Source organism: Aquitalea pelogenes (genome assembly GCF_001515305.1).
GTDB classification, from domain to species: Bacteria; Pseudomonadota; Gammaproteobacteria; order Burkholderiales; family Chromobacteriaceae; genus Aquitalea; species Aquitalea pelogenes.
Genome location: NZ_LNQV01000009.1, coordinates 26,685 through 51,793 on the forward strand (window position 1 = coordinate 26,685; position 25,109 = coordinate 51,793).

Genomic DNA, 25,109 nt, shown 5'->3' on the forward strand with positions numbered 1-25,109 from the left:
CCAGCCATCCCGGGCCGCTGGCAGCATTTCATGCTAAAATTCGCGCTTTACAAATGCGGGCTGCCCGGTAATATTTTGGCTTCGCCAAACTCGGGCAAGCGGCTGCCTTATCCCTGTCAGCCACCGCATGCTTGCATATGAAACACTCCGCTTAGCCCCCCGAAGATGCACTCATGAAATGGAACTCCGGCCGGCTATGGCTACGAATTGCCGTCTACGGCAGCGGCTCAGTCATTGCGCTGTTCGTACTGATACAGGCCCTCATTTTCTGGCAGTTTGATGAAGCCGCCGTGCGCAAGACCCTCAGCAGCGCACTGAATGACACCGGACGACAGGTCGCGGTGGAAGGCAAGATCACGCCGCTGTTATTCCCGTCCCCGGGCCTGAGCATTCACCAGTTGAACATCAGCGAACCTGGCAGCAAGCAAAGCTTTGCCCGGGTGGAACAGCTGGATGTCTATCTGTCATGGATTCCGCTCCTTACCGGCAACCGCGAAATCAAGGCGCTGGAAATGCATGGCGTCACCGCCAGCATTGCCCGTGGTGCCGATGGCCGGCTGTCCATCATGGACCTGCTGCTGCATCGCTCCCCCGGCACCGTCAGCATGAAGCTGGACCGCCTGCTCGTCCGTGAAGGTACCTTGCTGTATAGCGATCACAGCAGCGGGACCGAACAGAAGCTGGATACCGTCAGCCTGGACGCCGACGACCTGCGCAGTGGCGCCAGTCTGACCGCCGCTGCCATTCTCAGCAATGGCAAGCGCCCCATCCGCCTGGCGGTCAGCACCCCGCTCACCATTCAGGATGATCAGGTCAGCCTGGAAAAGCTGGACGCCGTGGCCATTTCCGAAGTACCCGGCCTTGGCGAAAGCAAGTTTGCCGCCACCGGCCAGTACAAACTCAACTTTGCCACCTTGCAGACTTCCGGCAAGGACCTCAGCTTCCGCTTCAGCAGCGAGCGGCCCAGCAGCCAGCTGGAACTCAAGGTGCCCGAGCTCAATGCCAGCTTCAATGAAGTCAGCATTCCCACCGGCCGTCTGAGTGGCAAGCTGAGTTATGCCCACAGCCAGTACCAGCTGGACGCGGGCCTGGACAACCTGAAACTGACCGAAGGCGGCATGGCTGCCGACAAGGTGAATGGCAATTTCAACTGGCAAGCCGGTGATACCCGTCTCAACTTCAAGCTGGATGCACCGCTGGCGCTGATGGGCATGAAGCAGCTGCGCATGCAGCCCCTGAACATGACCGCCACTGTCACTACCCCGCTGCTGCCGCGCGGCAAGCTGGTGTCCAGCATGCAAGGTGCGCTGGATGGTGATCTGGACGAGCCCCGCCTCAACCTGCGCGTGGCGGGCAAACTGGATGGCTCGGACCTGTCGGTCACCGTCAGCCAGTTTGGCCTGATGAAGCCACGGCATGAAGTCACGCTGTCGGTGGGCAAGCTGGACCTGAACCGCTATCTGCCCGAGAGCAAGGGCGATCCGGTGGCCATTTTCCAGGACGGCAAGCCGATTCCGCTGGACTGGCTGGACTACTTCGACCTGACCGGCAAAGTGGCCGTCGGCGAACTGGCCATGGGCCGCTTCCGCATGAACAACCTCAACGCCAGCGTGCGCATCAACCCGCGCGAACTGGAGCTGGACCAGATGTCCGCCGACATCTACCAGGGCCGCTTGCAAGGCGACATGCTGCTGGCGCGCCGCGATACACCGCATCTGGAAGTCAAGCAGACACTGAAGGACATGAACATCCGCCCGCTGCTGGTGGACCTGCTCAACTTCAACCGGCTGGATGGCAAGGGCAATGGCAAGATCGACGTGACTGCGGACGGCAAGTCCTTCCTCGAACTGCGCAACACCCTGACCGGCAATGTGGAAACCAGCCTGAACAAGGGCGCGCTGACCGGTATCGACCTGGTAGCCGCACTGAAGAACCTGCCGGCAGAACTGAAGGAATGGAACTCCCCGGCACAAGCCGACCAGAAAACCACCTTCTCCACCCTGTCCGCCGCCTTCCGCCTGGACAAGGGCGTGGCACGCAGTCAGAACATGCAGCTGGCCTCGCAACTGGTGAATGTCAAAGGTGCTGGCAAGGTCGACCTGACGCAGAATATTGTGGACTACACCATGGATGTGCAGGCCAATCCGCAAGAATTCAGCCGCCTGAAGGGCGTCAACGTGCCACTCAAGATTACCGGCCCGCTCAATGCCCCGGTTTACGCGCTGGACTTCAACGCCATGGTGAAGGGCAAGAAGACCGAAGGTGAAAAGCAGCAGGCGCTGAAGCAGGAACTGAAAAAGCAGATCACCACCATTCTGCCCTGAGCCCCGTTCAGTCAGCCAAAGCAAAAGGCCGTGTCGGTGACACGGCCTTTGTCATGCCAGACCTGGCATCAGCTCTGCAAGATCACCCCTGCAGGATACGGCTTTCAGCCAGGGCCAGTTGCTCCGGCGTCCCCAGCACCACCAGCACGTCATTGGCGGCGATTTCAAAGCTGTCGTCAAAATCCAGCCGGCGAATACTGTTGCGGCGGATGGCCTTGACCTCCACCCCCAGCGCCTGCAGCTGCAAGGCCCCCAGCGGATGGCCGATGGCATGCGCGCCAGGGCAGGCCTGAATGCTCAGCAAGCGCGGCACCAGGGCCTCGTCCAGCCCCTCGCCATCATCACTGGTACCGCGAAAGAAGCCACGGAACAGGTTATAGCGTTCTTCACGTACCGAACGGATACGGCGCAATACCCGGTTCAGCGGCACCCCCAGCACCATCAGCGCTTGCGAAGCCAGCATCAGGCTGCCCTCCATCACCTCGGCCACCACTTCATCCGCCCCTGCCTTGCGCAGCTGGTCGATATCGCTGTCGTCCACCGTGCGCACGATCACCGGCAGATCAGGCCGCGCAGACTGTACGGTATGCAGGATGCGCAGCGCCGCATGGGTATCGGCAAAGGTCACCACCACCACCTTGGCGCGCATCAGGCCACCGGCCACCAGCACTTCTTTCTTGCCGGCATCGCCAAACACCACCGGGTCGCCAGCCTCGCCAGCCTCACGCACCCGTTCCGGGTCCATGTCCAGCGCAAAGAAGGGAATGTCTTCCGTCTCAAGCAAACGGGCCAGCGCCTGACCGCTACGGCCATAGCCGCAAATCAGCACATGGTCGGACTTGCCCATGCTTTCCACCAGCAAGTGGTGCAGGTTCAGCGCCTGCATCATCCAGTCCTGCTTCACCAGACGGCGGGTGATGGCTTCGCCGTGCATGATCATGAAGGGTGCCACCAGCATGGACAGCAGGATGGCGGCAATGGCGGCCTGCTCGGTGCTTTCGGCAATCAGGCCCAGGTTGCCGGACAAGGCCAGCAGCACAAAGCCGAACTCACCACCCTGCGCCAGGGCGAGGCCGGCACGCATGGAGTGATTGGGCTGGTGACGCAGCAGCCGCCCCAGTACAAACACGATGCCCAGCTTGGCCAGCAGCAGCAAGCCCAGCATCAGCGCCACTTCGCCAAAGCGCTGGTACAGGATGGGCAATTGCAGGCGCATGCCGACGGTCACAAAGAAAAAGCCCAGCAGAATATCGCGGAAAGGCTTGATGTCCTCTTCCACCTGATAGCGGTATTCGGTTTCGGAAATCAGCATGCCGGCCACAAAGGCACCCAGTGCCAGCGACAGGCCGGACAACTCGGTCAGCCAGGCCACCCCAAGGGTGATCAGCAAGACGTTGATCATGAACAGCTCGCCCGAGCGCTGTCTGGCCACCAGATGAAACCAGGGGCGCATCAGGCGCTGGCCGAAAAACAGCAGCAAGGCCATCACCGCCACCACTTTCACCGCAGCCAGGCCCAGGTCCATCCACAGGGTTTCACTGCCACCGGCAAAGGCAGGCAGCAGAATCAGCAGCGGCACCACGGCAATGTCCTGAAACAGCAGCACACCGATGGCCAGTTGTCCGTGCTGCAGGTTCAGCTCCAGCCGCTCGGTCAGCAATTTGCTGACAATGGCGGTGGATGACATGGCCAGCGCGCCCCCCACGGCAAAGCCGGACAGTGCAGAGCCGGTCAGCCAGCCCATCACCACGGCAATCAGCAGCAAGGTCACCACCACCTGCGCCAGGCCAAGGCCGAATACCAGATGGCGCATGGCCCGCAGCTTGGGCAGGGAGAACTCCAGCCCGATGGAGAACATCATGAACACGATGCCGATTTCACCCAGGAACTGCGTTTCCTCGCCTTCCGGAATCACGCTGGCCACACCGGGTCCGGCCAGGAAACCCACCACCAGGTAGCCCAGCATAGGCGGTACGCGCAAGCTGCGACACAAGGTAACGGACAACACGGCAGCCAGCAAAACCAGCACAATCGGGGCGAGCGAATGCATGAACGCAACCATCTCCTGTGAAAAAGCGGGAAATAAAGCCATGACAAGCAGCACGGCACGAGGCAATGATCAAGCGCCCCGACCATCCGGCAAGCGCATGGTCAGGAACAAAAAGGCAGGCAGGTGCATCACGCCATGACAGGGCAAAATCACACGCCAAGCAAAAGATGCACCAGCTTCTGCCTCCGACGATTATAACCTTTGATATACTTTCCCCTATGGAAAAAGCGCAAACAAGCTCCCGGCTCGATCTGGCACGTGAAGTGCTGCAGACCGAGGCGGATGCAATTCTGGCCCTGTCAGGCCGCCTGAACGGCGATTTTCTGCGCGCCGTGGATGCCATTCTGGCCTGCCGTGGCCGCATTGTGGTAACAGGCATGGGCAAGTCCGGCCATGTCGGACGCAAGATCGCCGCCACGCTGGCCAGCACCGGCAGCCCGGCCTTTTTTGTTCACCCGGCCGAAGCCGCCCACGGCGACCTGGGCATGATTACCGCACAGGATGTGGTCATCGCCCTGTCCAACTCCGGCGAATCCGGTGAAGTGGTTGCCCTGCTGCCCGCGCTCAAGCGCAAGGGGCTGGTGCTGATCGGCATGACCGGCAACCCCGCTTCCTCGCTGGGCCGCGAAGCCGACATCCTGCTGGACACCCAGGTGGAAAAAGAAGCCTGCCCGCTGGGCCTGGCCCCCACCACCAGCACTACGGTGCAGATTGCGCTGGGCGATGCCCTGGCAGTCACCCTGCTGGATGCCCGCCAGTTCGGCCCGGAAGACTTTGCCCTGTCACACCCCGGCGGCAGCCTGGGCCGGCGTCTGCTGGTCCATGTCAAGGACCTGATGCACTGCGGCGACGAACTGCCGCGCGTATTGCCCGGCACGCCGCTGAAAGATGCCTTGCTGGAAATGTCGCACCAGCGCCTGGGCATGGTGGCCATTGCCACGGCGGACAATAACATCAAGGGTATCTATACCGATGGCGACCTGCGCCGCACGCTGGAACGCTCCGGCAATATCTACGACCTGCAGATCGACCAGGTGATGAGCCCTGCCCCGCAAACCATCCTGCACAGCAAGCTGGCCACCGAGGCTGTCCACCTGATGGAACAGCGCCGCATCACCAGCCTGCTGGTGGTGGATGCCGACGGCAAGCTGGCCGGTGCCATCCACATGCACGACCTGCTCAAGGCCGGCGTCGTCTAGCCGCCAACAAGGAAGCCCATGCAAGCCATTACCGAACAAGCCCGCAAGATCAAGCTCCTGATCATGGACGTTGACGGCGTCATGACAGATGGCCGCATTTACTACAATGCCCAGGGTGAAGAGAGCAAGTCCTTCTATGTGCAGGACGGCCTGGGCCTCAAGCTGTTGCAATCCACCGGCGTACGGCTGGCCATCATCTCCGGGCGGGCCGACCGCTGCGTGGAACACCGCGCGCAGGCACTGGGCATCGACTTTTACTTCGGTGGCATCCACAACAAGCAGGAAGCTCTGAACCAGTTGCTGCAACAGGCGGATGTCACGCTGGAACAATGCGCTTTCATCGGCGACGACCTGATCGACCTGCCGGTTCTGCGCCGTGTCGGCCTGGCGGTGGCCGTGCCAGCTGCCCCCACCCTGGTGCGCCAGCATGCGCACTATGTCACCGGCTTCCCCGGCGGTCAGGGCGCAGTGCGTGAACTGGCCGAGCTGATCATGCAGGCGCAAGGCAATTTTGACGCCATCGTGGCACGGTATCTGGCATGATCCGTTCGCACCGCCTGTTTCCCATCCTGCTGGTGCTGATCACCGGCTTGCTGACCGTATGGCTGGATGCCGTGTCACGCTGGCAGCCCAGCAAACACGAGCTGGACCCGAACAAGCCAGAAGTCGTGGCGCAGGGCGTGATGGCCACCCGCTTCGACCCCAAAGGCATGCTGCAGGACAAGATGATTGCCAGCCGCATGTGGCAATACCCGGACCGCACCGAGTCGTATTTCGAATCGCCGGACCTGCAAAGCTACAAGAATGGCGTACTGGCCTACCATGCCATTGGTGAAAGCGGCCGTTACAACAGCAAGACCAAACAGGTACTGTTCGACAAGAAGGTCACGCTGATCCAGCCAGCCACCGCCACGCAACAGGAAACCCGCGTAGTCAGCAGCAATATGCGCATTGACACCGTCAAGCACATTGCCCGCGCCGACACCCTCACGCACTTCTACTATGGCAAGTCCAGCGGCAGTGCCGTGGGCTTCATTTACGAGCAGCAGGCTGGTCAGTTACAGCTGCTGTCCAACGCAAAGGCCACTTATGAAAAATAACTGCCGCCGCTTTATCCGGCTGGCCTGGCTGGCCCTCGGCCTGTGCGCCATCCAGACCGCCCATGCCGAAAAGGCCGACCGGGACAAGCCCATCGAAATCAGTGCCGACCGGGGCAACCTCGACCAGCTCAAGGGCGTCACGGTATGGCAAGGCAATGTCGTCATCATCCAGGGCACACTCAAGCTCAATGCCGACCGCGCCACGGTCACCCAGGACAAACAGGGCAACCAGACCATGCAGGCCACCGGACGCCAGGTCAACTTCCGCCAGAAAATGGACGGCAAGAACGAATGGATCGAAGGCCAGGCCAACCAGCTGGACTACAACACCGTCACCCACGTTGCCGTGCTCACCGGCAATGCCCGCGTCAAGCGTGGCAGTGATCTGGTCATCGGCAATGTCATTACCTACAACACCGAAACCGAAATGTATGAAGTCAGCAGCGGTGCCAGCAGCAACGGCGGCCGCGTGACCGCCATCATCCAGCCCAAGCCCAGAGACAACAGCCCTGCCAAGAAAACGGACGGAAGCACTCCATGAGCGGCCCCAGCATCCTGAAAGTGGAGCGCCTGAAAAAGCGCTTCAAAAAACGTACGGTAGTGAAGGACGTCGCCCTGCAGATCCAGAGCGGGGAAGTGGTCGGCCTGCTTGGCCCCAACGGTGCCGGCAAAACCACCAGCTTTTACATGATCGTCGGACTGATCGGTGCCGATGAAGGTGAAATCACGCTGGATGGCAACAGTATCACCCACCTGCCCATTCATCAGCGCGCCCGCCTTGGACTGGGCTATTTGCCGCAGGAAGCTTCCATTTTCCGCAAGATGACGGTGGAAGAGAACATCACGGCGGTGCTGGAAATTGCCGGTTACAAGGGCGACAAACTGGAGCAGGAACTCAGCCTGTTGCTCGACGACCTCAATATCGCCCACCTGCGCGAAAGCAACGCGCTGGCACTGTCCGGTGGCGAGCGCCGCCGGGTGGAAATTGCCCGCGTACTGGCCACCCGCCCGCGCTTCATCCTGCTGGACGAACCGTTTGCCGGTGTAGACCCGATTGCCGTCATCGACATCCAGAAAATCATCACCTTCCTGCAACAGCGTGGCATTGGCGTATTGATTACCGACCACAATGTGCGTGAAACCCTGCGCATCTGCGATCGCGCCTACATCATCAGTGATGGTTCGGTACTGGCTTCCGGCGAGCCGGAAGAACTGGTCAACAACGAGAAAGTGCGCCAGGTTTACCTGGGCGAGCACTTCCACCTGTAAGCCATGAAACAGTCACTACAGCTGCGGGTCTCACAGCAACTCACCCTCACGCCGCAACTGCAACAGTCCATCAAGCTGTTGCAGCTGTCCACGCTCGACCTGCAGGCAGAAGTCGAACGCTTCTTGCTGGACAACCCCATGCTGGAACGCGGCGATGAGCCGCCCTCGCATGACAGCAGCCCGGCAGAAACGCCGGCTGCCCAGGAAGAATCCACCAGCACGGCGTCGGACAGCAGCGATGGTGACAACAGCCAGGACGCCAGCAATGGCGAACTCACCGACTGGGGCAGTGGCAGCCGCCGCAACGACGGGGACGATGAATTCGACCCCATGCTCAACGTACCCTGCCCGGTCAGCCTGCGCGAACACCTGCTGGCGCAGCTGGGTGAACTGACCCTGCCCACCCGCGACCAGGCCATTGTCCAGCTGCTGATCGAAGAACTGGACGACAACGGTTTCCTGACTACCGATCTGGAAGAACTGGCCAGCAACCTGCCGCTGGAACTGGAACTGGAAACCGATGAACTGATGGTCGGGCTGCGCCTGTTACAGCAATTCGATCCCCCCGGCATTGCCGCGCGTAACCTGGCCGAGTCGCTTGGCCTGCAACTGGCCCGTTTGCCCGCCAACGAGCCCGGCCATGCACTGGCACGCCAGATTGTGGCCGAGCACCTGACGCTGCTGGGCAACCGCGACTACACCCGCCTGAAGCGCATTCTGGGCGTGGATGACGAAGCCATCCGCCAGGCACAGCAACTGATCGCCCGGCTGACCCCTCACCCGGCGTCCGGTTTCGGCGGCGAAGACGTGCACTATGTCATTCCGGATGTCACCGTGCGCAAACGGCGTGGTCACTGGGTGGCTGAACTCAATAACGGCGCGGTACCGCGCTTGCGCGTCAACCAGCTGTATGCCCAGATGCTGTCGGAAAACCGCGCTGGCGCAGGCGAACTGACTGGCCGCCTGCAAGAAGCCAAATGGCTGGTCAAGAACATCCAGCAACGATTTGACACCATTCTGAAAGTGTCAGAAGCTATAGTCGAAAGACAGCAAGCGTTCTTTGAACACGGTGAAGTCGCCATGCGGCCTCTTATCCTGCGGGACATCGCAGACGAACTTGGCCTGCATGAATCGACCGTATCACGCGTCACTACGCAGAAATACCTGCTTTGCCCTCGTGGTCTGTTCGAGCTGAAGTATTTCTTTGGCAGTGCACTGGAAACCGACAGCGGCGGCGAATGCTCGGCAACGGCCATCAAGGCGCATATCCGCCGCATGATAGACGGTGAAAACCCGGCCAAGCCACTTTCGGACAGCGCCATTGCCGACGAACTGGGCAAGCAAGGGATTCAGGTTGCAAGACGCACCGTTGCGAAGTATCGTGAAGCTATGCAGATACCGCCGGTCAATCTGCGCAAGGCATTGTGATTCACGCCTTGAAGTATATCCGCTCGCCCGGCCGACCCGACCGGGCAGTCAACACAAGAAGGAGTTAGGGTATGAACCTCAAAGTAACCGGTCTCCACCTCGAAGTAACCCCGGCCATCCGCGAATTCGTGAAACCAAGCTGGAACGCATCACCCGCCATGTCGATCACGTGATTGACGTTGCTGTCACCCTGTCGGTAGACAAGCTGGTGCACAAGGCGGAAGTGAATGTTCACCTCTCCGGCAAGGATATCCATGTAGAGGCCACCGACTCCGACATGTACGCTGCCATCGACGCGCTGATGGACAAGCTCGATCGCCAGGTACTCAAGCACAAGGAAAAACAAAGCGAACACCGTGCAACAAGCCCACAGGTTCAACAGGAAGCCAGCTTGTAAACATTAAGTATTCGATGCGGGAACCCGGCGGGTTCCCGTTTTTATTTGCTCGGAGCCTTTTTCATTTTGATGAAGGCAACGTAGAATTGGCCAGTTTCTGTAGCCGCGTGCAACCATTCCTATGAGCCTGATTGGCAAAATCCTGACACAGGATCACATCCTCCCGGACCTGGATGTCGCCAGCAAGAAGCGCGTCTTCGAGCAGGTGGGCCTCCTTATCGAAAACACCCACGGCATCGCCCGCAGTGAAATTTTCGACTGCTTGTTTGCCCGGGAAAAACTGGGCTCCACCGGCCTTGGCCAAGGGGTGGCCATTCCGCATGGCCGTGCCAGAGGGCTCAAGGAAGCGGCAGGCGTGTTCATTCGCCTGAAGAACCCGATTCCTTTCGATGCGCCGGATGGCAAGCCGGTACAAAGCCTGTTTGTCCTGCTGGTGCCGGAACAGGCAACCGACCTGCACTTGCAGGTACTCTCGGAACTGGCACAGCTGTTCTCCAGCAAACAGCTGCGTGAACAACTGCTCAGCGCAAGCTCGCGTGCCGATCTGTACCAGCTGCTCACCGGATGGAATACCAACCATGCCTAGCATTACCGTGCGCCGGTTGTATCAGGACAACCAGCAAAAGCTCAACCTGACCTGGGTAGCAGGAACCGGCGGCGCGGACAGCCCCATCGGCAACGATGAACAACGCCCTACCCTGGCCCTGGTCGGCCACCTGAATTTCATTCACCCCAACCGGGTGCAAGTGCTCGGTCTGGCCGAGGTGGACTATCTCAACCGGCTGGAACAATCCGCTGCCAAGACCGCGCTGGACCAACTGTTCCACAAAACCATGTCGGTGGTGATGGTGGCCAATGGCCAGCCAGTGCCCAAACTGCTGCGCGACTACTGCCACACCCACAATGTGCCGCTGATGAGCACGCCGCTGGAAAGCCCCTACCTGATGGATGTACTGCGCATCTATCTGGCTCGCGCACTGGCGGTTTCCACCGTGTTGCATGGCGTGTTTCTGGATGTGCTGGAAATCGGCGTGCTGATCATGGGCGACTCGGCCATGGGCAAGAGCGAACTGGCGCTGGAACTGATTTCCCGTGGTCACGGCATGGTGGCCGATGATGCGGTGGAACTGTACCGCATCGGCCCGGAAACCCTGGAAGGCCGTTGCCCGCCGCTGCTGCGCGACTTTCTGGAAGTGCGCGGCCTGGGCATCCTGAATATCCGTACCATTTTTGGCGAAACCGCCGTGCGCCCGAAAAAGGTGCTAAAACTGATTATTCACTTGGTCAAGGCCAACGATCAGGCGATGCAGGCCCTGGACCGGCTGAATATCCAGTCGGAAACCCAGGACATCATTGGCGTGACGGTGCGCAAGGTAGTGCTGCCGGTGGCGGCGGGTCGCAACCTTGCGGTGCTGGTTGAAGCGGCTGTGCGCAACTACATCCTGCAACTGCGTGGTATCGACAGTACCCGTGAGTTCATCGAACGCCATACCAACTTCCTCAGAGATCAGGAAAATGCGCCTGATATTGATTAGCGGCCTGTCCGGTTCCGGCAAATCCATCGCCCTGCGCGCACTGGAGGACTCCGGCTTTTACTGTGTGGACAACCTGCCAGCCACCATGCTGCATGAAGCCATGTCGCTTTATGCCGATTATGGCTACCAGCAGATTGCCATCAGCGTGGACACCCGCTCCAGCCCTTCACTGGGCGCACTGCCTGCCGAGGTGGACAAGCTGCGTCAGCAAGGCGTGGATGTACGCTTGCTGTTTCTCGAGGCCAAGCCGGAAACCCTGGTCAAGCGCTTTTCCGAAACCCGCCGCCGGCACCCGCTGTCGGGTAGCGGCTCCACGGTGGAGGAATGTATCCAGCTGGAGCAGGAACTGCTGGCCAGCGTGCAGGAAATGGGTATTCGCATAGACACCAGCGAGTTGTCTGCCAATGCCTTGAAAACGGCCATCAAGCAACTGGTGGAAGCAGACAGCAGCCGGCTCACCATCATTTTCGAATCCTTCGGCTTCAAGCATGGCGTACCGCTGAACGCCGACTTCGTGTTTGACGTCCGCTGCCTGCCCAATCCCTATTACGACCTGGCTTTGCGCCCGTTTACCGGTCGCGACCAACCCATCATCGACTTCTTTGCAGGGCAACCGCTGGTCGCCCAGATGGCCGAAGATATCCGCTGCATGATTCTGAAATGGTTGCCGGAATTCAGCCGGGAAAACCGCAGCTATCTCACCGTGGCCATCGGCTGTACCGGTGGTCAGCATCGCTCTGTCTTTATTGCCGAACAACTGGCCAAGGCCTTTCCAGCCGAACAGGTCCTGTTGCGACATCGCCAGTTGTTTCGCGAATCCTGACCGGTCACCTGCCCGGCTCGCAGCATCCCGCTGCGCCGGCAGGCAGGACCGCCACTGGAAACAAGATGCAAACACCCCAAACCGTTACCGTTGCCCTTACCGGAGCCTCCGGCCTGCCCTATGGCCTGCGGCTGATCGACACCCTGATTGGTGCTGGCGTCCGCGTATGGGTACTTTATTCCCAGGCAGCACAAATCGTAGCCAAGCAGGAGATGGACCTGCAACTCCCCTCCCGCCCTGCCGAATTTGCCCAATGGTTGCAACAACGCACAGCTGCAGCAGAAGGACAGCTGGCGGTATTTGGCCGTGAAGAATGGTTTGCTCCGGTCGCCTCCGGCTCCAACCCGGCCGACGCCATGGTGGTCTGTCCCTGCTCCATGGGCACCCTGGCCGCCATTGCACAAGGCATGAGCGACAACCTGATTGAACGGGCTGCCGATGTCAGCATCAAGGAAGGGCGCAAGCTGATTCTGGTACCACGGGAAACACCATTCTCCGTCATTCACCTGGAAAACATGCTCAAGCTGGCGCGGCTTGGGGTGGTGATCCTGCCACCGTCACCGGGCTTTTATACGCACCCGTCCACCATCGAAGACATGGTGGACTTCGTGGTCGCGCGCATACTGGACCAGCTACGCGTTCCTAATAGCCTGATGCCCCGCTGGGGAGAACCCGGCAAGGAGTAAGCATGCACAATGCAGCCCTGTGGAGCCTGGCGGACTTGCGCCAGCTGGAAGTGGTCGCCGCACAACGTGGCATCCAGCTGATGCAGCAGGCCGCGCAGGCCACGGTCGATTGGGTGGAGCAGCATGTCGCGCAAGGTGCGCGCATTCTGGTAGCTGCCGGTCCTGGCAATAACGGCGGCGATGCCTTGGTAGCCGCAGTACTACTGATGCAGCAAGGTTATCAGGTGGATGTGCTGCTGCCACAGCCACCGCTCAGCACAGAAGCCCGTGAGGAGCTCCAGACCCTGCGCCAGGCTGGCGGCCTGCCGCTACAGCAGTTGAGTACTGATTACCCTCCGCCCGCCCTGCTGATTGATGGTCTGTTTGGCATTGGTCTGAACCGGCCGCTGGATGACTTCTGGTGCCAGCTCATCAAGCAGCTGAACCAGCTTTCCTGCCCCACACTGGCACTGGATTGCCCCAGTGGCCTGAATGCCTATACCGGCCAGGCTCCTTCAGCCTGCATCAAGGCCAGCCACACGCTGACCTTCCTGTGCCACAAACCGGGTTTGTTTTATGCAGCCGGTGCCAACCATGCAGGACAAGTGGAATGTGCACCGCTGGACTATCCCGCAGAACTGCAACCAGTGGCTGCCGGTTATTTGAACCGGCAGGATGCCCGCATGCTGCGGCGGGAGCCGGATAGCCATAAAGGCAGCCACGGCACGGTCAGCATTGTGGGAGGCTGCCCCGGCATGAGCGGTGCCGTGTTGCTGGCCGGACGCGCCGCACTGGCCGGAGGCGCGGGCAAGGTCCATGTGCTGAGCCTGGATCCGCGACTAGTCGTCGATACTGCTTTTCCCGAATTGATGCTGCATGGCGACGCCCAGCCTGCCAAGCAGCCTGCTTGTGATGTCCTGGCAGTGGGCCCCGGCCTCGGGCAAAGCGTGCAAGCTGTGCAGTGGCTGCAACAATCGCTGGGCAGCCCGCTACCGCTGGTGCTGGATGCGGATGCCCTCAATCTGCTGGCAGCCGATACCGGTTTGCAAAAGCATCTGCGCCAGCGAAAGGCCGCCACCATCATCACGCCGCATCCGGCGGAGGCCGCCCGTCTGCTGGCCTGTACCACAGCGGATATTCAGGCAAACCGGCTACAGGCCGCGCAACAGCTGGCCACTTCACTCAATGCAGTTGTGGTGCTCAAGGGGGCTGGCAGCCTGATTTGCGCCCCCGGGCAGCCCTATTACCTGAATACCAGCGGCGGCCCGGCTCTGGCAGTCGCCGGACAGGGTGATGTCCTGACCGGCCTGATTGCCGCCTTATTGGCGCAGGGTATGAGCGCACTGGCAGCCAGCTGTCTGGCTGTCCGGGTGCATGGCCTGGCCGGTGACCAGTATCAGCAGGAGGCTGGCGGCCCCATTGGCCTTACCGCATCGGCTACTGCCTTGCGCTGCAGCGCCATCCTTAATCGATTAAGCAGTTAAAGCACGATCCACGATCGCGATTCGCGAGCGCTATCTCTCCACACGCAAAGACGATTAATGACATAGTCATTGTAAAATTCAAGAATTATTCTTTTTTTATAGAAAAGTACCGTTCTCTGTGCTGCACACGGCTAGGTAGAATGGAGCCATTCCGTGATGGGAGATTTTCCTTGCAGCAACAGAAGAAAGCATATTTGTTCGGGCTGAGCGCCGTATTGGCATGGTCTACCGTGGCAACCGCCTTCAAGATCAGCCTGGCCCATTTGTCTCCGGCACAACTGGTTTTGTATGCCAGCATTGCCTCCACCCTTTGCCTGTTGGGTATTTTGCTGGCCCAGGGCAGGCTTGGCAGCCTGTGGCCTGCATTACGACAACACTGGCGCCATTCTTTAGTACTGGGTGCGGTAAACCCGCTGATTTACTACCTGATCCTGTTTCAGGCCTATGCGCTGCTACCGGCACAAGAGGCCCAGGCCATCAATTACACCTGGGCGCTCACCATGACGCTGCTCTCGGTCCCCTTGCTCAAGCACAAACTCAGCCTGCACGACGCCCTCGCTGCCATCATTTGTTATCTGGGCGTACTGGTGATTGGCACCCATGGCCAGTTGCTGAGCCTGCATTTTTCCAGCTTGCGCGGCGTGGGCTTCGCTCTGGCTTCCACTTTGCTGTGGGCGGCCTACTGGATCTTCAATGCCCGTGACAAGCGCGAACCGGTGCTGGGACTGACGCTCAATTTCATGATGTCGCTCCCCCTGGCCTTGCTGTATTGCGCACTCACCGGCCAGCTGACACCCGTTGCCTGGCAGGGACTGGCCGGGGCTGCCTATGTCGGTGCGCTGGAAATGGGCTTCACTTTTGTCTTGTGGCTCAGTGCGATGAAACTGACCCGAAGTACGGCCAAGATCGCCAACCTGATTTTCCTGTCACCGCTGTTATCGCTGGTGCTGATCCACTTTGTCATCGGGGAAGCCATCCTGCCATCCACACTGCTTGGTCTGGGACTGATTCTCGGTGGTCTGCTGCTGCAAAAGCTGCAACGCAGCCAAGCCAGTAGTGCGGTACAGGCACAGTAAACCATCAGGCACAGGCTGGATGTTCCGGGTCAGCACCACGGATTACACACCTTCTTCTGCACAAAAGTGGTGCCATTTACCACCGGAATCCATGGAATTGACGTTCCCCTGACAGATTGAAGTGACATCCTCATGCAAGCAGTGACACCATGCATGACAGGCAAAAGTGGCATTTCAGTTCAAGACTTCCTAGGATTAAGCAGGCCTAAAGGGATAATAAAAGTAATGAACAGTATCAAATCCAAGCTCAGGCTCTGGCTGATGATAGGGGTGACGGTAGTGGTGGCCATTACCGGCTTGATGACGTACCAGCAAAACCGTAGCCAGGATGAAGAAGACTATCAGGCACAGCGCGCCTCACTGCAGGCACGGCTGGCACTGGCCTTGCCGCATGGTGTGTGGCAGATGGATGATGCCTATACCAGGCTGACACTGGATGCCGAACTGGGCTGGAGTTCCGTACTGGCCATCCGCATCACGGGTGATGCCGGGCTGAATATCGGCCGGATCCGCAATAATGACACCACTTCTCTGCGGGATATGGCACCTGCAGAAAAACCGGTTGGCGACGACACGCTGACCATTCCCATCATCTATCAGAACCGTGAAAAGCTGGGTGTGGCGACCATCTATCTGTCACGTAGCCAACTGGCCCATCGCCAGACCATGCACTTGCTGGAAATCCTGCTGGAAATCCTGGTGCTGGATGGCCTGATTTTCATTGTGATGACGTATAACCTGAACCGCTTTGTATTCGACCCGCTCAAGGAACTGCAACGCGCACTGGACCAGGCAGCCAGCAGCAACGATGCCAGGTCACTACGCCTGACCGAAGCCACACAGGATGAGTTCGGCGCGGTCAGACGCAGTTTCAACCGTATTGTGGATCGCATTTCGGCTGATCTGGCCATGCGGACGGCAGCCGAAGCACAGGCGCGCCAGGAGCGCGACAATGCAGAACAAGCCCTGCAACAACTGGTGCAAACCCAGCAAACGCTGGTGGAAAGCGAAAAACTGGCCTCGCTGGGTAGCCTGGTGGCCGGTGTGGCCCATGAAATCAACACGCCTGTCGGCATCACACTGACCACCGCTTCCCACCTGGCCACCAGTACACTGCACATCACCGAGAAACTGGACAACGGCGGCATCAAGAAAAGCGACTTCCAGGCCTATCTGGATTCGGCCCGTGAATGCTGCGACCTCATCCTGTCCAATTCCGAACGCGCAGCCAGCCTGATCCACAGCTTCAAACAGGTTGCCGTCGACCAGACCAGTGAACAACGGCGGGATTTCCAGCTAAACGATTACCTGAGCGAAATCGTCACCAGCCTCAAGCCGCGTTTCAAGCGCTCCCAAACCAATATCACCATCGACTGCGAAGATGACTTGCTACTGGACAGCTACCCCGGAGCCATCTCCCAGGTGGTGACCAATCTGCTGGTCAATGCCCTGGTACATGGATTTGAAGAAAAACCCGGTGGCAATATCCACATCCGGGCCGAGCGCTACCAGGCGGCCGAAGTGCGCCTGAGTATCCAGGATGATGGCAAAGGCATTCCGGCAGAAAACATCAACCGGGTGTTCGATCCTTTTTTCACCACACGACGTGGCAATGGCGGCAGCGGCCTGGGCTTGCACATCGTCTATAACATCATCCGGCAACGTCTCGGTGGCACGATCGAAGTGCACAGCGAAGTGGGCAAAGGCAGCGTATTCATCATTACCATGCCCTGCACCGCTCCTGAGGTTTCCCACAAGGAGGGTAAGCGATGAGCCAGCAAGAGAGTAACGATGACAACTGGCTGCTGGAGGACGACCCGGCAGACGCCGGCAATGCACTGCAGTCGTACAAACGGCCATGGAAAATCCTGATCGTTGATGACGAACCGGATGTGCACAGTGCGACATCGCTGGCGATACGCAATATCCGTTACAAGGATCGCGGGCTGGAACTGATCAGCGCCTATTCCGCGGCGCAAGCCGAGCAGATGCTGCAGCTGCACGATGATATCGCCCTGATCCTGCTTGATGTGGTAATGGAAACCGATGATGCCGGATTGCAGCTGGTACAGCGCATTCGCGAAGTCATGCAGAACAACACCTCCCGCATCGTGCTGCGCACCGGCCAGCCCGGCCAGGCACCAGAGCAGGAGGTGATCCTCAATTACGACATCAACGACTACAAGACCAAGACCGAGCTGACGGTACAAAAGCTGTTCACCACCGTAATTGCCTCCCTGCGGGCCTATGAGAACCTGATTACCATCGAAAAGAACCGTCAGGGGCTGGCCAAGATTCTGGAAGGTGCGGCCGATTTGTACCAGATGTTCTCGCTCAAGGAATTTGCCTCCGGGGTGCTCAAGCAGATCAGCGCCATTCTGGACGTAGGCACCGATGGCATTCTGTGTGTCGAAAGCACGCCAGACCTGACCGGTCGGCCACAGCTGGAAATCCTGGCCGCTGCAGGTGCTTATGAAACCCTGCTCGTAAGCGGCAGTCTGGACGATTATCCCGAATTGGCCCAAGCCATCCGTCAGGCCTTGCTGGAAAAGCGCAATATCTATCAGCACCCCTACGATGTGCTGTGCATCACGGCCCAGAACGGCCGGGAATTTGCCGTACACTTCACGCCACCCTGGCCGCTGGATGATGTCGAGCGCAATCTGCTGGAAGTCTTCTGCCAACGCATTTCCTCGGCCTATGACAACCTCTACCTGTACAACCAGCTACGCCATTCGCAAGAGGCCACCGTGGTAGCACTGGCGGCCCTGGCCGAATACCGCGATACGGACACCGGGGCACACGTGCAGCGGGTACAGAAACTGACTCATGCCATTGCCAGTGAAATCCGCCGGGGCGGACATTATCTGGAACAGCTCAGTCCGGACTTCATGGACATGGTGGGCATGGCCAGCATCCTGCACGATGTGGGCAAGGTCGGAACACCGGACCACATCCTGTTCAAGCCCGGCAAGCTGGACCCGGACGAACGCCGCATCATGGAGCAACACGCCAGCATTGGTGCCAGCATTCTGGCCAAGTCGGCCCAGATGGTGGAAGGACAGAGCTATTTGTCACTCGGCTCGGAAATTGCCGGCGGGCACCACGAACACTTCGATGGCAATGGCTACCCGCAAAAGCTGAGTGGCCAGGCCATCCCGCTGTCGGCGCGCATCGTCGCAGTGGTGGATGTGTTTGACGCCCTGCTCAACAAACGTCCTTATAAAGAGCCATGGGAGTTGTCCGAAACCCTGGACTATATCCGCAGCCGCTCAGGCAGCCAGTTCGACCCGGTGGTGGTCACCGCACTGTGCACGCTGGTGGAGGAAAACCGTTTGCCTTTCGAGCTGTAACATCTGCTGCAACGAAAAAAGCCGCGCTGATTCATCAGGGCGGCTTTTTCAATACTGGGGCAAGGCTCAGGCAACGTAGAACATCACGCTGACGAACTGGCAGATGCTGCCACCCATCACGAACAAATGCCAGATGCCGTGCCCGTGACGGATTTTCTCGTCATTGATGAACCAGTAAATGCCCACGCTGTAGATCACCCCGCCCAGCGCCAGCCAGAACAGACCACCCCAGGACATGGCTGCAATCAGGGGCTGCATGGCAATCACCACCAGCCAGCCCATCACCACATAGAGAATCATCGACAACAAACGCGTACGTCGCCCCAGCGTGAGTTCCTGGACGATGCCGAAAATGGCCAGCCCCCAGCTCAAACCGAACAAGGTCCATCCCCATGCACCACGCAAGGTCACCAGACAGTATGGCGTGTAGCTCCCCGCGATCAGCAGGTAGATGGCCGAGTGGTCGCACTTTTGCAAAATCGCCTTGGCACGGCCTTTGGCGCTGTGATACAGGGTGGAAATCAGATACAGCAATACCAGGGTGGAACCGTACAGGCTGAAGCTGACGATCTTCCAGGGGTCACCCTGCTCGGCAGCCACATACACCAGGCTGATCAGCCCGGTCACCGCCAGCACGGTACCAATCAGATGGGAAATGCCGTTGAAGCGCTCTCCGTAATACATGTCACTCTCTCTTCTTACTGCAACCATGTGCATGGCCAGCTACGACTACGGGTCAAACAAGCGATTGACTGTTCCCGGTAACAGGCAGTTCCTGCAGGGACTACAACTAGTTGGCGGCACAAACCGGCAATGCAAGTTCAAACCGCCACTTATTCTCGATATGAAACAGTATACAAAAACAAAGCGGGCCGTAGCCCGCTTTGTCACATTGGCAGTAAAAAACGTCGCTCAGGCGCCCAATGCCTTCAGCACGTTGCCACGAACCACTTCAACCGGTTGTGTGCCATCAATCTTCACATACTTCGGTGCCTTGGCATCGCCACTGGCAGCACGCTGGCCGTAGAAACCAACCAGGACTTCGGTTTGCTCGTGATATACCGCCAGACGCTTTTTCACGGTTTCTTCGTGGTCGTCGTCACGCTGGATCAGGTCTTCACCGGTTTCGTCATCCTTGCCAGCCACTTTCGGCGGGTTGAAGGTAACGTGGTAAGTGCGACCAGAAGCCACGTGTACACGACGGCCAGCCATGCGCTCGACAATGGCGGCATCCGGCACGTCGATTTCCACCACGTAGTCGATATCCACACCAGCCGCAATCATGGCTTCAGCCTGCGGAATGGTGCGCGGGAAACCGTCAAACAGGAAACCCTTGGCACAGTCGTCCTGTGCAATACGCTCCTTGACCAGACCGATGATGATATCGTCACGCACCAGGCCGCCGGCATCCATGATGGCCTTGGCTTCCAGACCCAGCGGCGTACCGGCCTTCACGGCAGCACGCAGCATGTCGCCGGTGGAAATCTGCGGAATGCCGAATTCCTCGCGGATATAGTTAGCCTGGGTACCCTTGCCAGCGCCCGGAGCGCCCAACAGAATCAATCGCATAATTACTCCCGTCAGTTTGTATGTCGTTTATTGTGATTGGTGTTCTTCGGCCGTCTTGCATTGCGGCCTTGCCTGACGCTCAGCGTCCGGCCAGTACGGCACGCACCCGTTCCAGATCCTCCGGCGTATCCACGCCGGCTGCGGGTGCCTCGCTCACCGTGGCCACCATGATGGGGTAGCCGTGCCACAACACGCGCAGTTGTTCCAGTGCTTCAAACTGTTCCAGCGGTGCCGGGCTCAATGAGCTGTAGGTTTGCAAAAAACCTGCCTGGTAGGCATACATGCCAATGTGCCGCAGGACCGGTAGGTCGGCAGGCAACACGCTTGTATCGTGTGCAAACGCGTCACGGGCATAGGGGATGGGCGCCCGGCTGAAATACAGGGCCCGCCCAGCGTGATCCAGTACCACCTTGACCACATTGGGATTGAACATGTCCTGCGCGGCATGAAAAGGGTGCGCCACCGTTGCCATCGGCACACCTGTTTCTGCCATCAGTGCTGCCAGCTTGTCGATCAGGGCCGGGTCGATCAAGGGCTCGTCGCCCTGTACGTTCACCACCACCTGCCCGGCAGGCCATTGCATGCGCTGCGCGACTTCAGCCAGACGGTCAGTACCGCTGGCGTGATCTTCCCGTGTCATCACCGCTTCGATGCCATGTGCGGCACAGGCTGCGAGAATGTCGGGATGATCGGTTGCCACCACCACCTGGCTGGCGCGGCTTTTTGCTGCCTGCTCGGCCACGCGCACCACCATGGGTTTGCCGCCCAGGTCGGCAAGCGGCTTGCCTGGCAGACGGCTGGACGCCATGCGCGCCGGAATGACGATGGCAAAACCGCTCATTTTACTTCTTCTTCCGGCGCCAGTTCGCGCGCCTCGGTTTCCAGCATCATCGGGATGCCGTCCTTGATCGGGAATGCCAGACGGTCGCCCTTGCAGATCAGTTCCTGCCGGGTCTTGTCGAGTACCAGCGGGCCTTTGCACAGCGGGCACACCAGAATGTCCAGAAATTTAGCGTCCATGTCTTATCTTCAATCGGGAAAGTAGCCAGCCGGCAAGATCCGGCGTCAGCTGGGCCGTCACCGGCAAGATCCATAGTCTAGCACGCTGCGCCGCATCATGAATCACTCCCCGCAATTTCACCGCATCTTTGCTGGTGACGATGACGGGACTGTCGCCGCCAGGCAAATCGGCAGCACTGAAAACATGATGATCGGGAAAATGCAGGCACTGCTGCAAAGTAAAGCCTTGCTGTTGCAAGGTTTGGAAAAATCGCTCCGGGTGACCGATGCCAGCCAGCGCAATCACCGGCTGTCCGGCAAAATCTCCTGCCGGGCGATAACGGTCTGGCTCGGCCAGCGATTGCAGCATCCCGCACTGCAATTGCATGTCAAACCGCGGCAGGTCTGCCGGCAAGGGCAAGTCGGCGCCATGACCATTCACCACCACGGCATCAACACTGGCCAGCCTCCTGGCAGGCTCGCGCAAGGGGCCACCGGGTAACAGGTGTCCGTTACCCAGCCCGCGGGCCCCGTCCAGCACCACCACCTCCAGCGTGCGGGCCAAACGATAATGCTGCAGGCCGTCATCGGTCAGGATCAGCTGTGTTTCGGGGTACAGACGTAACAGGTGCTCACCCGCGGCCACCCGGTCCCGCCCGACCACTACCGGCACGCCACTGGCCGCCAGCAGCAGCGGTTCATCCCCCACTTCGTCAGGCGTGCTCTCTGGCAAGACCAGGGTTGGCTCAGCATGCGAACCACCATAACCACGACTGATCACCCCCACCCGGACACCTTGCTGATGCAGGCTGGCCAGCAAACCCAGGGTAAGCGGCGTCTTGCCCACACCACCGACATTGATGTTGCCGATGACCACAACCGGCACCCCCAGGCGCTGGCTGCGTAATACACCAAGCCGATACCCTGCCCTGCGCAGGCCCGCCAACAGAGCAAACAGCCCTTCCAGCGGAGCCAGAAGGGCTGTCAGCCACCATCTCGGTTGATACCAGTGGCGTTCGATCAGTTGACTGAGTCGACTCACGGTGTGGTGTTCTGCGTGGCAAATGTCAGCTGCAACAAACCGGCTGCCCGGGCAGCCTCCATCACGCTGATCACCGATTGATGGGTCGCCTTGGCATCGGCATTCACCACCACCACCGGGTCTTTCTTGCCGGCAGCCGCATCACGCAGCTGGGCTTGCAAGCCGGCTTTGTCACCCGGCAACAGTTTATGGCCCGCCACATCCATTTCACCGGAAGCCGCCACAGCAACGGTAATCGGTGTGGCTTCCTGCTGACTGGTATCGGCCTGCGCCGTGGGCAGGTTGATCTTCATCTCGGCAAATTTGGAATAGGTCGTGGTGACCATCAGGAAAATCAGGATCACCAGCAACAGATCAATCATCGGGATGAAGTTGATTTCCGGCTCCTCACGGTGCCGTCCGCGACGGAAATTCATGACTGGTTACCGTTCTGACGCTCGCCATGCACCACTTCAACCAGTTTCACCGCCTGTGCTTCCATTTCCACCAGCAAGCCATCCACACGAGCGCGGAAATGACGGTAGAACATCATGCTGGGAATGGCCACGATCAGGCCGAAAGCGGTGTTGTACAGGGCAATGGAAATACCATGGGCCAACTGTTGCGGATTGCTGGAACCACCCGGCGCCTGGGAACCAAAGATTTCAATCATCCCGATTACCGTACCCAGCAAACCCAGCAGCGGTGCCATGGCGGCAATGGTACCCAGCGTATTGAGAAAACGTTCCAGCTGGTGCGCCACCACACGGCCTTCGTCCTCGATGGCATCTTTCATTACTTCACGACTGACACCAACATTACGCAGGCCCGCAGCAAACAGCTTGCCCAACGGGGAATGGTTCTGGAGCAACTGCAACAATTCGGCAGAGGCTCCGGCGCGACGGTATTCGGCCACGGTTTGTGCCAACAGACCATCAGGAACGATCAACGAGGCACGCAAACTGAACAGACGCTCGAAGATGATGGCCAGCGAAATGACCGAGGCCAGAATGATGGTCCAGATCGGCCAGCCGGCCGCTTCAACAATTGACCACACGAAACACTCTCCAAAGCTTTAGCTAAACGCTAAACTTTAGCGGTTGCGCCAGTTCTCGGCAACCATGGCGGCTGTCATGCAGCGCAGAAAAACAGGAAATTACGAAACAAATACAAGAAAATTCCCTAAGCTGTGATTTTGTAAGGGAAATTTGCCTGCATCCACAGATCCTGTGGATAACTTTGTTGATAAGCATGTGAACAGATAGGGCAAAACCGCACGGCAGGCCCATTTCCGGCAACTGACCGCAATTTGCACAAACAATATAACATATTGATTTTACAGTGATTTATTTTCAATCACTTAACACCACATTCTTCTTTGTCCGACAATTTACAGACGACAAAAACCGGTATTTTTGTTGTGGATGACTTGACAACCATGAATTTCAATAGCACGGCCAATGACGTCATCAGCGTCTCTTCCCTTAATCGCATGGTGCGTGACTTGCTGGAATCCGGCCTGCCACCGTTGTGGATTGGCGGAGAAATTTCCAACCTGACCCTGGCTGCGTCTGGTCATGCCTATTTCTCCCTCAAGGATGGCGGCGCACAAATACGCTGCGTGATGTTCCGCCACAAATTGTCCTTGCTGCCGTTTCGTCTGGCAGAAGGCATGCAAGTGGAACTCAAGGGCCTGGTCACCCTGTACGAGGCCCGCGGCGATTACCAGATCAATGTTGACACCATGCGCTCTGCGGGGCTTGGCCGCCTGTACGAGGCCTTCGAAAAGCTGAAAAGCCGCTTGAGTGCCGAAGGCTTGTTTGATGCAGCACGCAAACGTCCGCTGCCAGCACACCCGGCAGCCATCGGCATTGTCACCTCACCGGCTGCGGCGGCGCTGCGCGATGTGGTCACCACGCTGGCCCGGCGCATGCCGGACATCCCGGTCATTCTTTACCCTGCGCAGGTACAAGGAGAAAGTGCGGCACGCCAGATTGCAGCCGCCATCGAGCAAGCCTCGGCACGGCAGGAAGTTGAAGTGCTGATTGTGTGCCGCGGCGGTGGCAGCATTGAAGACTTGTGGTCGTTCAACGAGGAAATTGTTGCGCGTGCCATTGCCGCCTGCCGGATTCCGGTGGTCAGCGGTGTCGGCCACGAAACCGACTTCACCATCTGCGATTTTGTTGCTGACCGCCGCGCCCCTACGCCGACAGCGGCAGCAGAACTGGTTTCCCCCAGCCAGGAGCAACTGCGCCTGCAACTGGAGCAAGCCAAACGCGGGCTGGAGCGGGCACTGGGTCGGCTGCTGGTGGATAAATCACAGCAACTGGACTACCTGTCCCGCCGGCTGAATCACCCGGGAGAAATACTGCGACGGCAAGTGCAAAGCTTGCAGCAGGCATCCGCGCGTTTACGTCGTAGCCTGGATGGCGTATTTGACCGTCGCCGCTTTGGCTTGCAGCTGGCAAACAGCCGCCTGCAGCGGCATCAGCCCCAACTACTACGTCAGCAACATCAGCTGAACCAGTTGCAGGGAAGCTTGCAACGCGGCATGCAACTGCTCATTAGCCGCCGCAAACAGATGCTGCAACAACAGGCAGCCACGCTGGAAGCCATGAATCCGCAGGCAGTACTCAACCGTGGTTATGCCATCGTGCAAAAGCAGGATGGTCATGCGGTGAAGTCGCTACAGGAATTGCTGAACCGCGAGCGCGTGCTGTTGCGCCTGGCCGATGGCGTCACCGAAGCGCTGGTCGATCACCCCACTGGCGCGCAACCGGAATTGCCCTTCTGAAAAGCAAGGGCGCTTGACAGCGG

General features: G+C 59.1%; 24 protein-coding genes and 1 pseudogene. 17 read left to right on the forward strand and 8 right to left on the reverse strand.

Going from position 1 to position 25,109, the window contains the following annotated elements:
• Positions 1–173 precede the first annotated feature (173 nt).
• Positions 174–2,324: an AsmA family protein gene (locus AWT75_RS05445; protein ID WP_062788036.1), complete on the forward strand. Its 2,151-nt coding sequence runs from the start codon at positions 174–176 to the stop codon at positions 2,322–2,324.
• Between the two features lie 82 nt (positions 2,325–2,406).
• On the opposite strand, the gene AWT75_RS05450 is transcribed toward AWT75_RS05445, so the two are convergent.
• A complete protein-coding gene (locus tag AWT75_RS05450) occupies positions 2,407–4,374 on the reverse strand; it encodes a monovalent cation:proton antiporter family protein (protein WP_062788153.1) in 1,968 nt (655 codons plus the stop codon).
• Between the two features lie 218 nt (positions 4,375–4,592).
• On the opposite strand from AWT75_RS05450, the gene AWT75_RS05455 reads away from it, so the two are divergent.
• The 15 genes and pseudogenes from AWT75_RS05455 (at position 4,593) to AWT75_RS05525 (ending at position 18,703) form a co-directional block, all read left to right on the forward strand.
• The gene (locus AWT75_RS05455; protein ID WP_062788041.1) at positions 4,593–5,573 is read left to right on the forward strand and encodes a KpsF/GutQ family sugar-phosphate isomerase; all 981 of its coding nucleotides are present in this window, start codon (positions 4,593–4,595) and stop codon (positions 5,571–5,573) included.
• A gap of 18 nt (positions 5,574–5,591) precedes the next feature.
• On the forward strand, positions 5,592–6,116 hold the full coding sequence (locus AWT75_RS05460; protein WP_045845551.1) for a KdsC family phosphatase: 525 nt from the start codon (positions 5,592–5,594) through the stop codon (positions 6,114–6,116).
• Positions 6,113–6,673, forward strand: a complete 561-nt coding sequence (gene lptC, locus AWT75_RS05465; protein WP_045845550.1) for an LPS export ABC transporter periplasmic protein LptC — start codon at positions 6,113–6,115, stop codon at positions 6,671–6,673. Before AWT75_RS05460 ends, lptC begins: the two co-directional genes overlap by 4 nt.
• On the forward strand, positions 6,663–7,214 hold the full coding sequence (gene lptA, locus AWT75_RS05470) for a lipopolysaccharide transport periplasmic protein LptA (protein WP_045845549.1): 552 nt from the start codon (positions 6,663–6,665) through the stop codon (positions 7,212–7,214). The genes lptC and lptA overlap by 11 nt, the downstream gene beginning before the upstream one ends.
• Positions 7,211–7,942, forward strand: a complete 732-nt coding sequence (lptB, locus tag AWT75_RS05475) for an LPS export ABC transporter ATP-binding protein (protein ID WP_045845548.1) — start codon at positions 7,211–7,213, stop codon at positions 7,940–7,942. Before lptA ends, lptB begins: the two co-directional genes overlap by 4 nt.
• Before the next feature lie 3 nt (positions 7,943–7,945).
• A complete protein-coding gene (locus AWT75_RS05480; RefSeq protein ID WP_045845547.1) occupies positions 7,946–9,370 on the forward strand; it encodes an RNA polymerase factor sigma-54 in 1,425 nt (474 codons plus the stop codon).
• Positions 9,371–9,441: 71 nt separating this feature from the next.
• A pseudogene (gene hpf / locus AWT75_RS05485) lies at positions 9,442–9,767 on the forward strand (ribosome hibernation-promoting factor, HPF/YfiA family).
• Positions 9,768–9,888: 121 nt separating this feature from the next.
• The gene (ptsN, locus tag AWT75_RS05490) at positions 9,889–10,353 is read left to right on the forward strand and encodes a PTS IIA-like nitrogen regulatory protein PtsN (protein ID WP_045845545.1); all 465 of its coding nucleotides are present in this window, start codon (positions 9,889–9,891) and stop codon (positions 10,351–10,353) included.
• The gene (gene hprK / locus AWT75_RS05495; protein ID WP_045845544.1) at positions 10,346–11,302 is read left to right on the forward strand and encodes an HPr(Ser) kinase/phosphatase; all 957 of its coding nucleotides are present in this window, start codon (positions 10,346–10,348) and stop codon (positions 11,300–11,302) included. Before ptsN ends, hprK begins: the two co-directional genes overlap by 8 nt.
• Positions 11,283–12,125, forward strand: a complete 843-nt coding sequence (gene rapZ, locus AWT75_RS05500; protein ID WP_045845543.1) for an RNase adapter RapZ — start codon at positions 11,283–11,285, stop codon at positions 12,123–12,125. Before hprK ends, rapZ begins: the two co-directional genes overlap by 20 nt.
• A gap of 65 nt (positions 12,126–12,190) precedes the next feature.
• Positions 12,191–12,811, forward strand: a complete 621-nt coding sequence (locus tag AWT75_RS05505; protein WP_045845542.1) for a flavin prenyltransferase UbiX — start codon at positions 12,191–12,193, stop codon at positions 12,809–12,811.
• 2 nt (positions 12,812–12,813) lie between these two features.
• Entirely contained in the window at positions 12,814–14,274 is a 1,461-nt protein-coding gene (locus AWT75_RS05510) for a bifunctional ADP-dependent NAD(P)H-hydrate dehydratase/NAD(P)H-hydrate epimerase (RefSeq protein ID WP_062788043.1), read from the forward strand.
• A 170-nt stretch (positions 14,275–14,444) separates the two neighbouring features.
• Positions 14,445–15,350, forward strand: a complete 906-nt coding sequence (locus tag AWT75_RS05515) for a DMT family transporter (RefSeq protein ID WP_062788045.1) — start codon at positions 14,445–14,447, stop codon at positions 15,348–15,350.
• A 225-nt stretch (positions 15,351–15,575) separates the two neighbouring features.
• Positions 15,576–17,123: a sensor histidine kinase gene (locus AWT75_RS05520; protein WP_045845539.1), complete on the forward strand. Its 1,548-nt coding sequence runs from the start codon at positions 15,576–15,578 to the stop codon at positions 17,121–17,123.
• Entirely contained in the window at positions 17,120–18,703 is a 1,584-nt protein-coding gene (locus tag AWT75_RS05525) for a DUF3369 domain-containing protein (protein WP_062788047.1), read from the forward strand. Before AWT75_RS05520 ends, AWT75_RS05525 begins: the two co-directional genes overlap by 4 nt.
• 66 nt (positions 18,704–18,769) lie before the next feature.
• Here AWT75_RS05525 and trhA read toward each other — a convergent pair whose 3' ends face one another.
• From trhA to AWT75_RS05560, 7 genes are all read right to left on the reverse strand, one after another.
• The gene (gene trhA, locus AWT75_RS05530; RefSeq protein ID WP_045845537.1) at positions 18,770–19,387 is read right to left on the reverse strand and encodes a PAQR family membrane homeostasis protein TrhA; all 618 of its coding nucleotides are present in this window, start codon (positions 19,385–19,387) and stop codon (positions 18,770–18,772) included.
• 228 nt (positions 19,388–19,615) lie between these two features.
• Complete coding sequence (adk, locus tag AWT75_RS05535) at positions 19,616–20,272, reverse strand: adenylate kinase (protein ID WP_062788051.1); 657 nt, start codon at positions 20,270–20,272, stop codon at positions 19,616–19,618.
• A gap of 79 nt (positions 20,273–20,351) precedes the next feature.
• Positions 20,352–21,113, reverse strand: a complete 762-nt coding sequence (kdsB, locus tag AWT75_RS05540) for a 3-deoxy-manno-octulosonate cytidylyltransferase (protein ID WP_062788053.1) — start codon at positions 21,111–21,113, stop codon at positions 20,352–20,354.
• Positions 21,110–21,292: a Trm112 family protein gene (locus tag AWT75_RS05545; RefSeq protein WP_045845534.1), complete on the reverse strand. Its 183-nt coding sequence runs from the start codon at positions 21,290–21,292 to the stop codon at positions 21,110–21,112. The genes kdsB and AWT75_RS05545 overlap by 4 nt, the downstream gene beginning before the upstream one ends.
• On the reverse strand, positions 21,282–22,313 hold the full coding sequence (lpxK, locus tag AWT75_RS05550; protein ID WP_062788057.1) for a tetraacyldisaccharide 4'-kinase: 1,032 nt from the start codon (positions 22,311–22,313) through the stop codon (positions 21,282–21,284). Before lpxK ends, AWT75_RS05545 begins: the two co-directional genes overlap by 11 nt.
• Positions 22,310–22,729, reverse strand: coding sequence for an ExbD/TolR family protein (locus tag AWT75_RS05555; RefSeq protein ID WP_045845532.1), 420 nt, complete (start codon positions 22,727–22,729; stop codon positions 22,310–22,312). The genes lpxK and AWT75_RS05555 overlap by 4 nt, the downstream gene beginning before the upstream one ends.
• A complete protein-coding gene (locus AWT75_RS05560) occupies positions 22,726–23,349 on the reverse strand; it encodes a MotA/TolQ/ExbB proton channel family protein (RefSeq protein ID WP_045845531.1) in 624 nt (207 codons plus the stop codon). Before AWT75_RS05560 ends, AWT75_RS05555 begins: the two co-directional genes overlap by 4 nt.
• 381 nt (positions 23,350–23,730) lie before the next feature.
• On the opposite strand from AWT75_RS05560, the gene xseA reads away from it, so the two are divergent.
• Positions 23,731–25,086, forward strand: a complete 1,356-nt coding sequence (gene xseA, locus AWT75_RS05565) for an exodeoxyribonuclease VII large subunit (RefSeq protein WP_062788059.1) — start codon at positions 23,731–23,733, stop codon at positions 25,084–25,086.
• Positions 25,087–25,109: the final 23 nt, after the last annotated feature.

What these genes read in the sequence shown, in the direction of transcription:
- AWT75_RS05445 (WP_062788036.1), top strand. Translation starts at nt 174, where the DNA reads ATGAAATGGAACTCCGGCCGGCTATGGCTACGAATTGCCGTCTACGGC.
- AWT75_RS05450 (WP_062788153.1), bottom strand. Translation starts at nt 4,374, where the DNA reads ATGCATTCGCTCGCCCCGATTGTGCTGGTTTTGCTGGCTGCCGTGTTG.
- AWT75_RS05455 (WP_062788041.1), top strand. Translation starts at nt 4,593, where the DNA reads ATGGAAAAAGCGCAAACAAGCTCCCGGCTCGATCTGGCACGTGAAGTG.
- AWT75_RS05460 (WP_045845551.1), top strand. Translation starts at nt 5,592, where the DNA reads ATGCAAGCCATTACCGAACAAGCCCGCAAGATCAAGCTCCTGATCATG.
- lptC (WP_045845550.1), top strand. Translation starts at nt 6,113, where the DNA reads ATGATCCGTTCGCACCGCCTGTTTCCCATCCTGCTGGTGCTGATCACC.
- lptA (WP_045845549.1), top strand. Translation starts at nt 6,663, where the DNA reads ATGAAAAATAACTGCCGCCGCTTTATCCGGCTGGCCTGGCTGGCCCTC.
- lptB (WP_045845548.1), top strand. Translation starts at nt 7,211, where the DNA reads ATGAGCGGCCCCAGCATCCTGAAAGTGGAGCGCCTGAAAAAGCGCTTC.
- AWT75_RS05480 (WP_045845547.1), top strand. Translation starts at nt 7,946, where the DNA reads ATGAAACAGTCACTACAGCTGCGGGTCTCACAGCAACTCACCCTCACG.
- ptsN (WP_045845545.1), top strand. Translation starts at nt 9,889, where the DNA reads ATGAGCCTGATTGGCAAAATCCTGACACAGGATCACATCCTCCCGGAC.
- hprK (WP_045845544.1), top strand. Translation starts at nt 10,346, where the DNA reads ATGCCTAGCATTACCGTGCGCCGGTTGTATCAGGACAACCAGCAAAAG.
- rapZ (WP_045845543.1), top strand. Translation starts at nt 11,283, where the DNA reads ATGCGCCTGATATTGATTAGCGGCCTGTCCGGTTCCGGCAAATCCATC.
- AWT75_RS05505 (WP_045845542.1), top strand. Translation starts at nt 12,191, where the DNA reads ATGCAAACACCCCAAACCGTTACCGTTGCCCTTACCGGAGCCTCCGGC.
- AWT75_RS05510 (WP_062788043.1), top strand. Translation starts at nt 12,814, where the DNA reads ATGCACAATGCAGCCCTGTGGAGCCTGGCGGACTTGCGCCAGCTGGAA.
- AWT75_RS05520 (WP_045845539.1), top strand. Translation starts at nt 15,576, where the DNA reads ATGAACAGTATCAAATCCAAGCTCAGGCTCTGGCTGATGATAGGGGTG.
- AWT75_RS05525 (WP_062788047.1), top strand. Translation starts at nt 17,120, where the DNA reads ATGAGCCAGCAAGAGAGTAACGATGACAACTGGCTGCTGGAGGACGAC.
- trhA (WP_045845537.1), bottom strand. Translation starts at nt 19,387, where the DNA reads ATGTATTACGGAGAGCGCTTCAACGGCATTTCCCATCTGATTGGTACC.
- adk (WP_062788051.1), bottom strand. Translation starts at nt 20,272, where the DNA reads ATGCGATTGATTCTGTTGGGCGCTCCGGGCGCTGGCAAGGGTACCCAG.
- kdsB (WP_062788053.1), bottom strand. Translation starts at nt 21,113, where the DNA reads ATGAGCGGTTTTGCCATCGTCATTCCGGCGCGCATGGCGTCCAGCCGT.
- AWT75_RS05545 (WP_045845534.1), bottom strand. Translation starts at nt 21,292, where the DNA reads ATGGACGCTAAATTTCTGGACATTCTGGTGTGCCCGCTGTGCAAAGGC.
- AWT75_RS05555 (WP_045845532.1), bottom strand. Translation starts at nt 22,729, where the DNA reads ATGAATTTCCGTCGCGGACGGCACCGTGAGGAGCCGGAAATCAACTTC.
- xseA (WP_062788059.1), top strand. Translation starts at nt 23,731, where the DNA reads ATGAATTTCAATAGCACGGCCAATGACGTCATCAGCGTCTCTTCCCTT.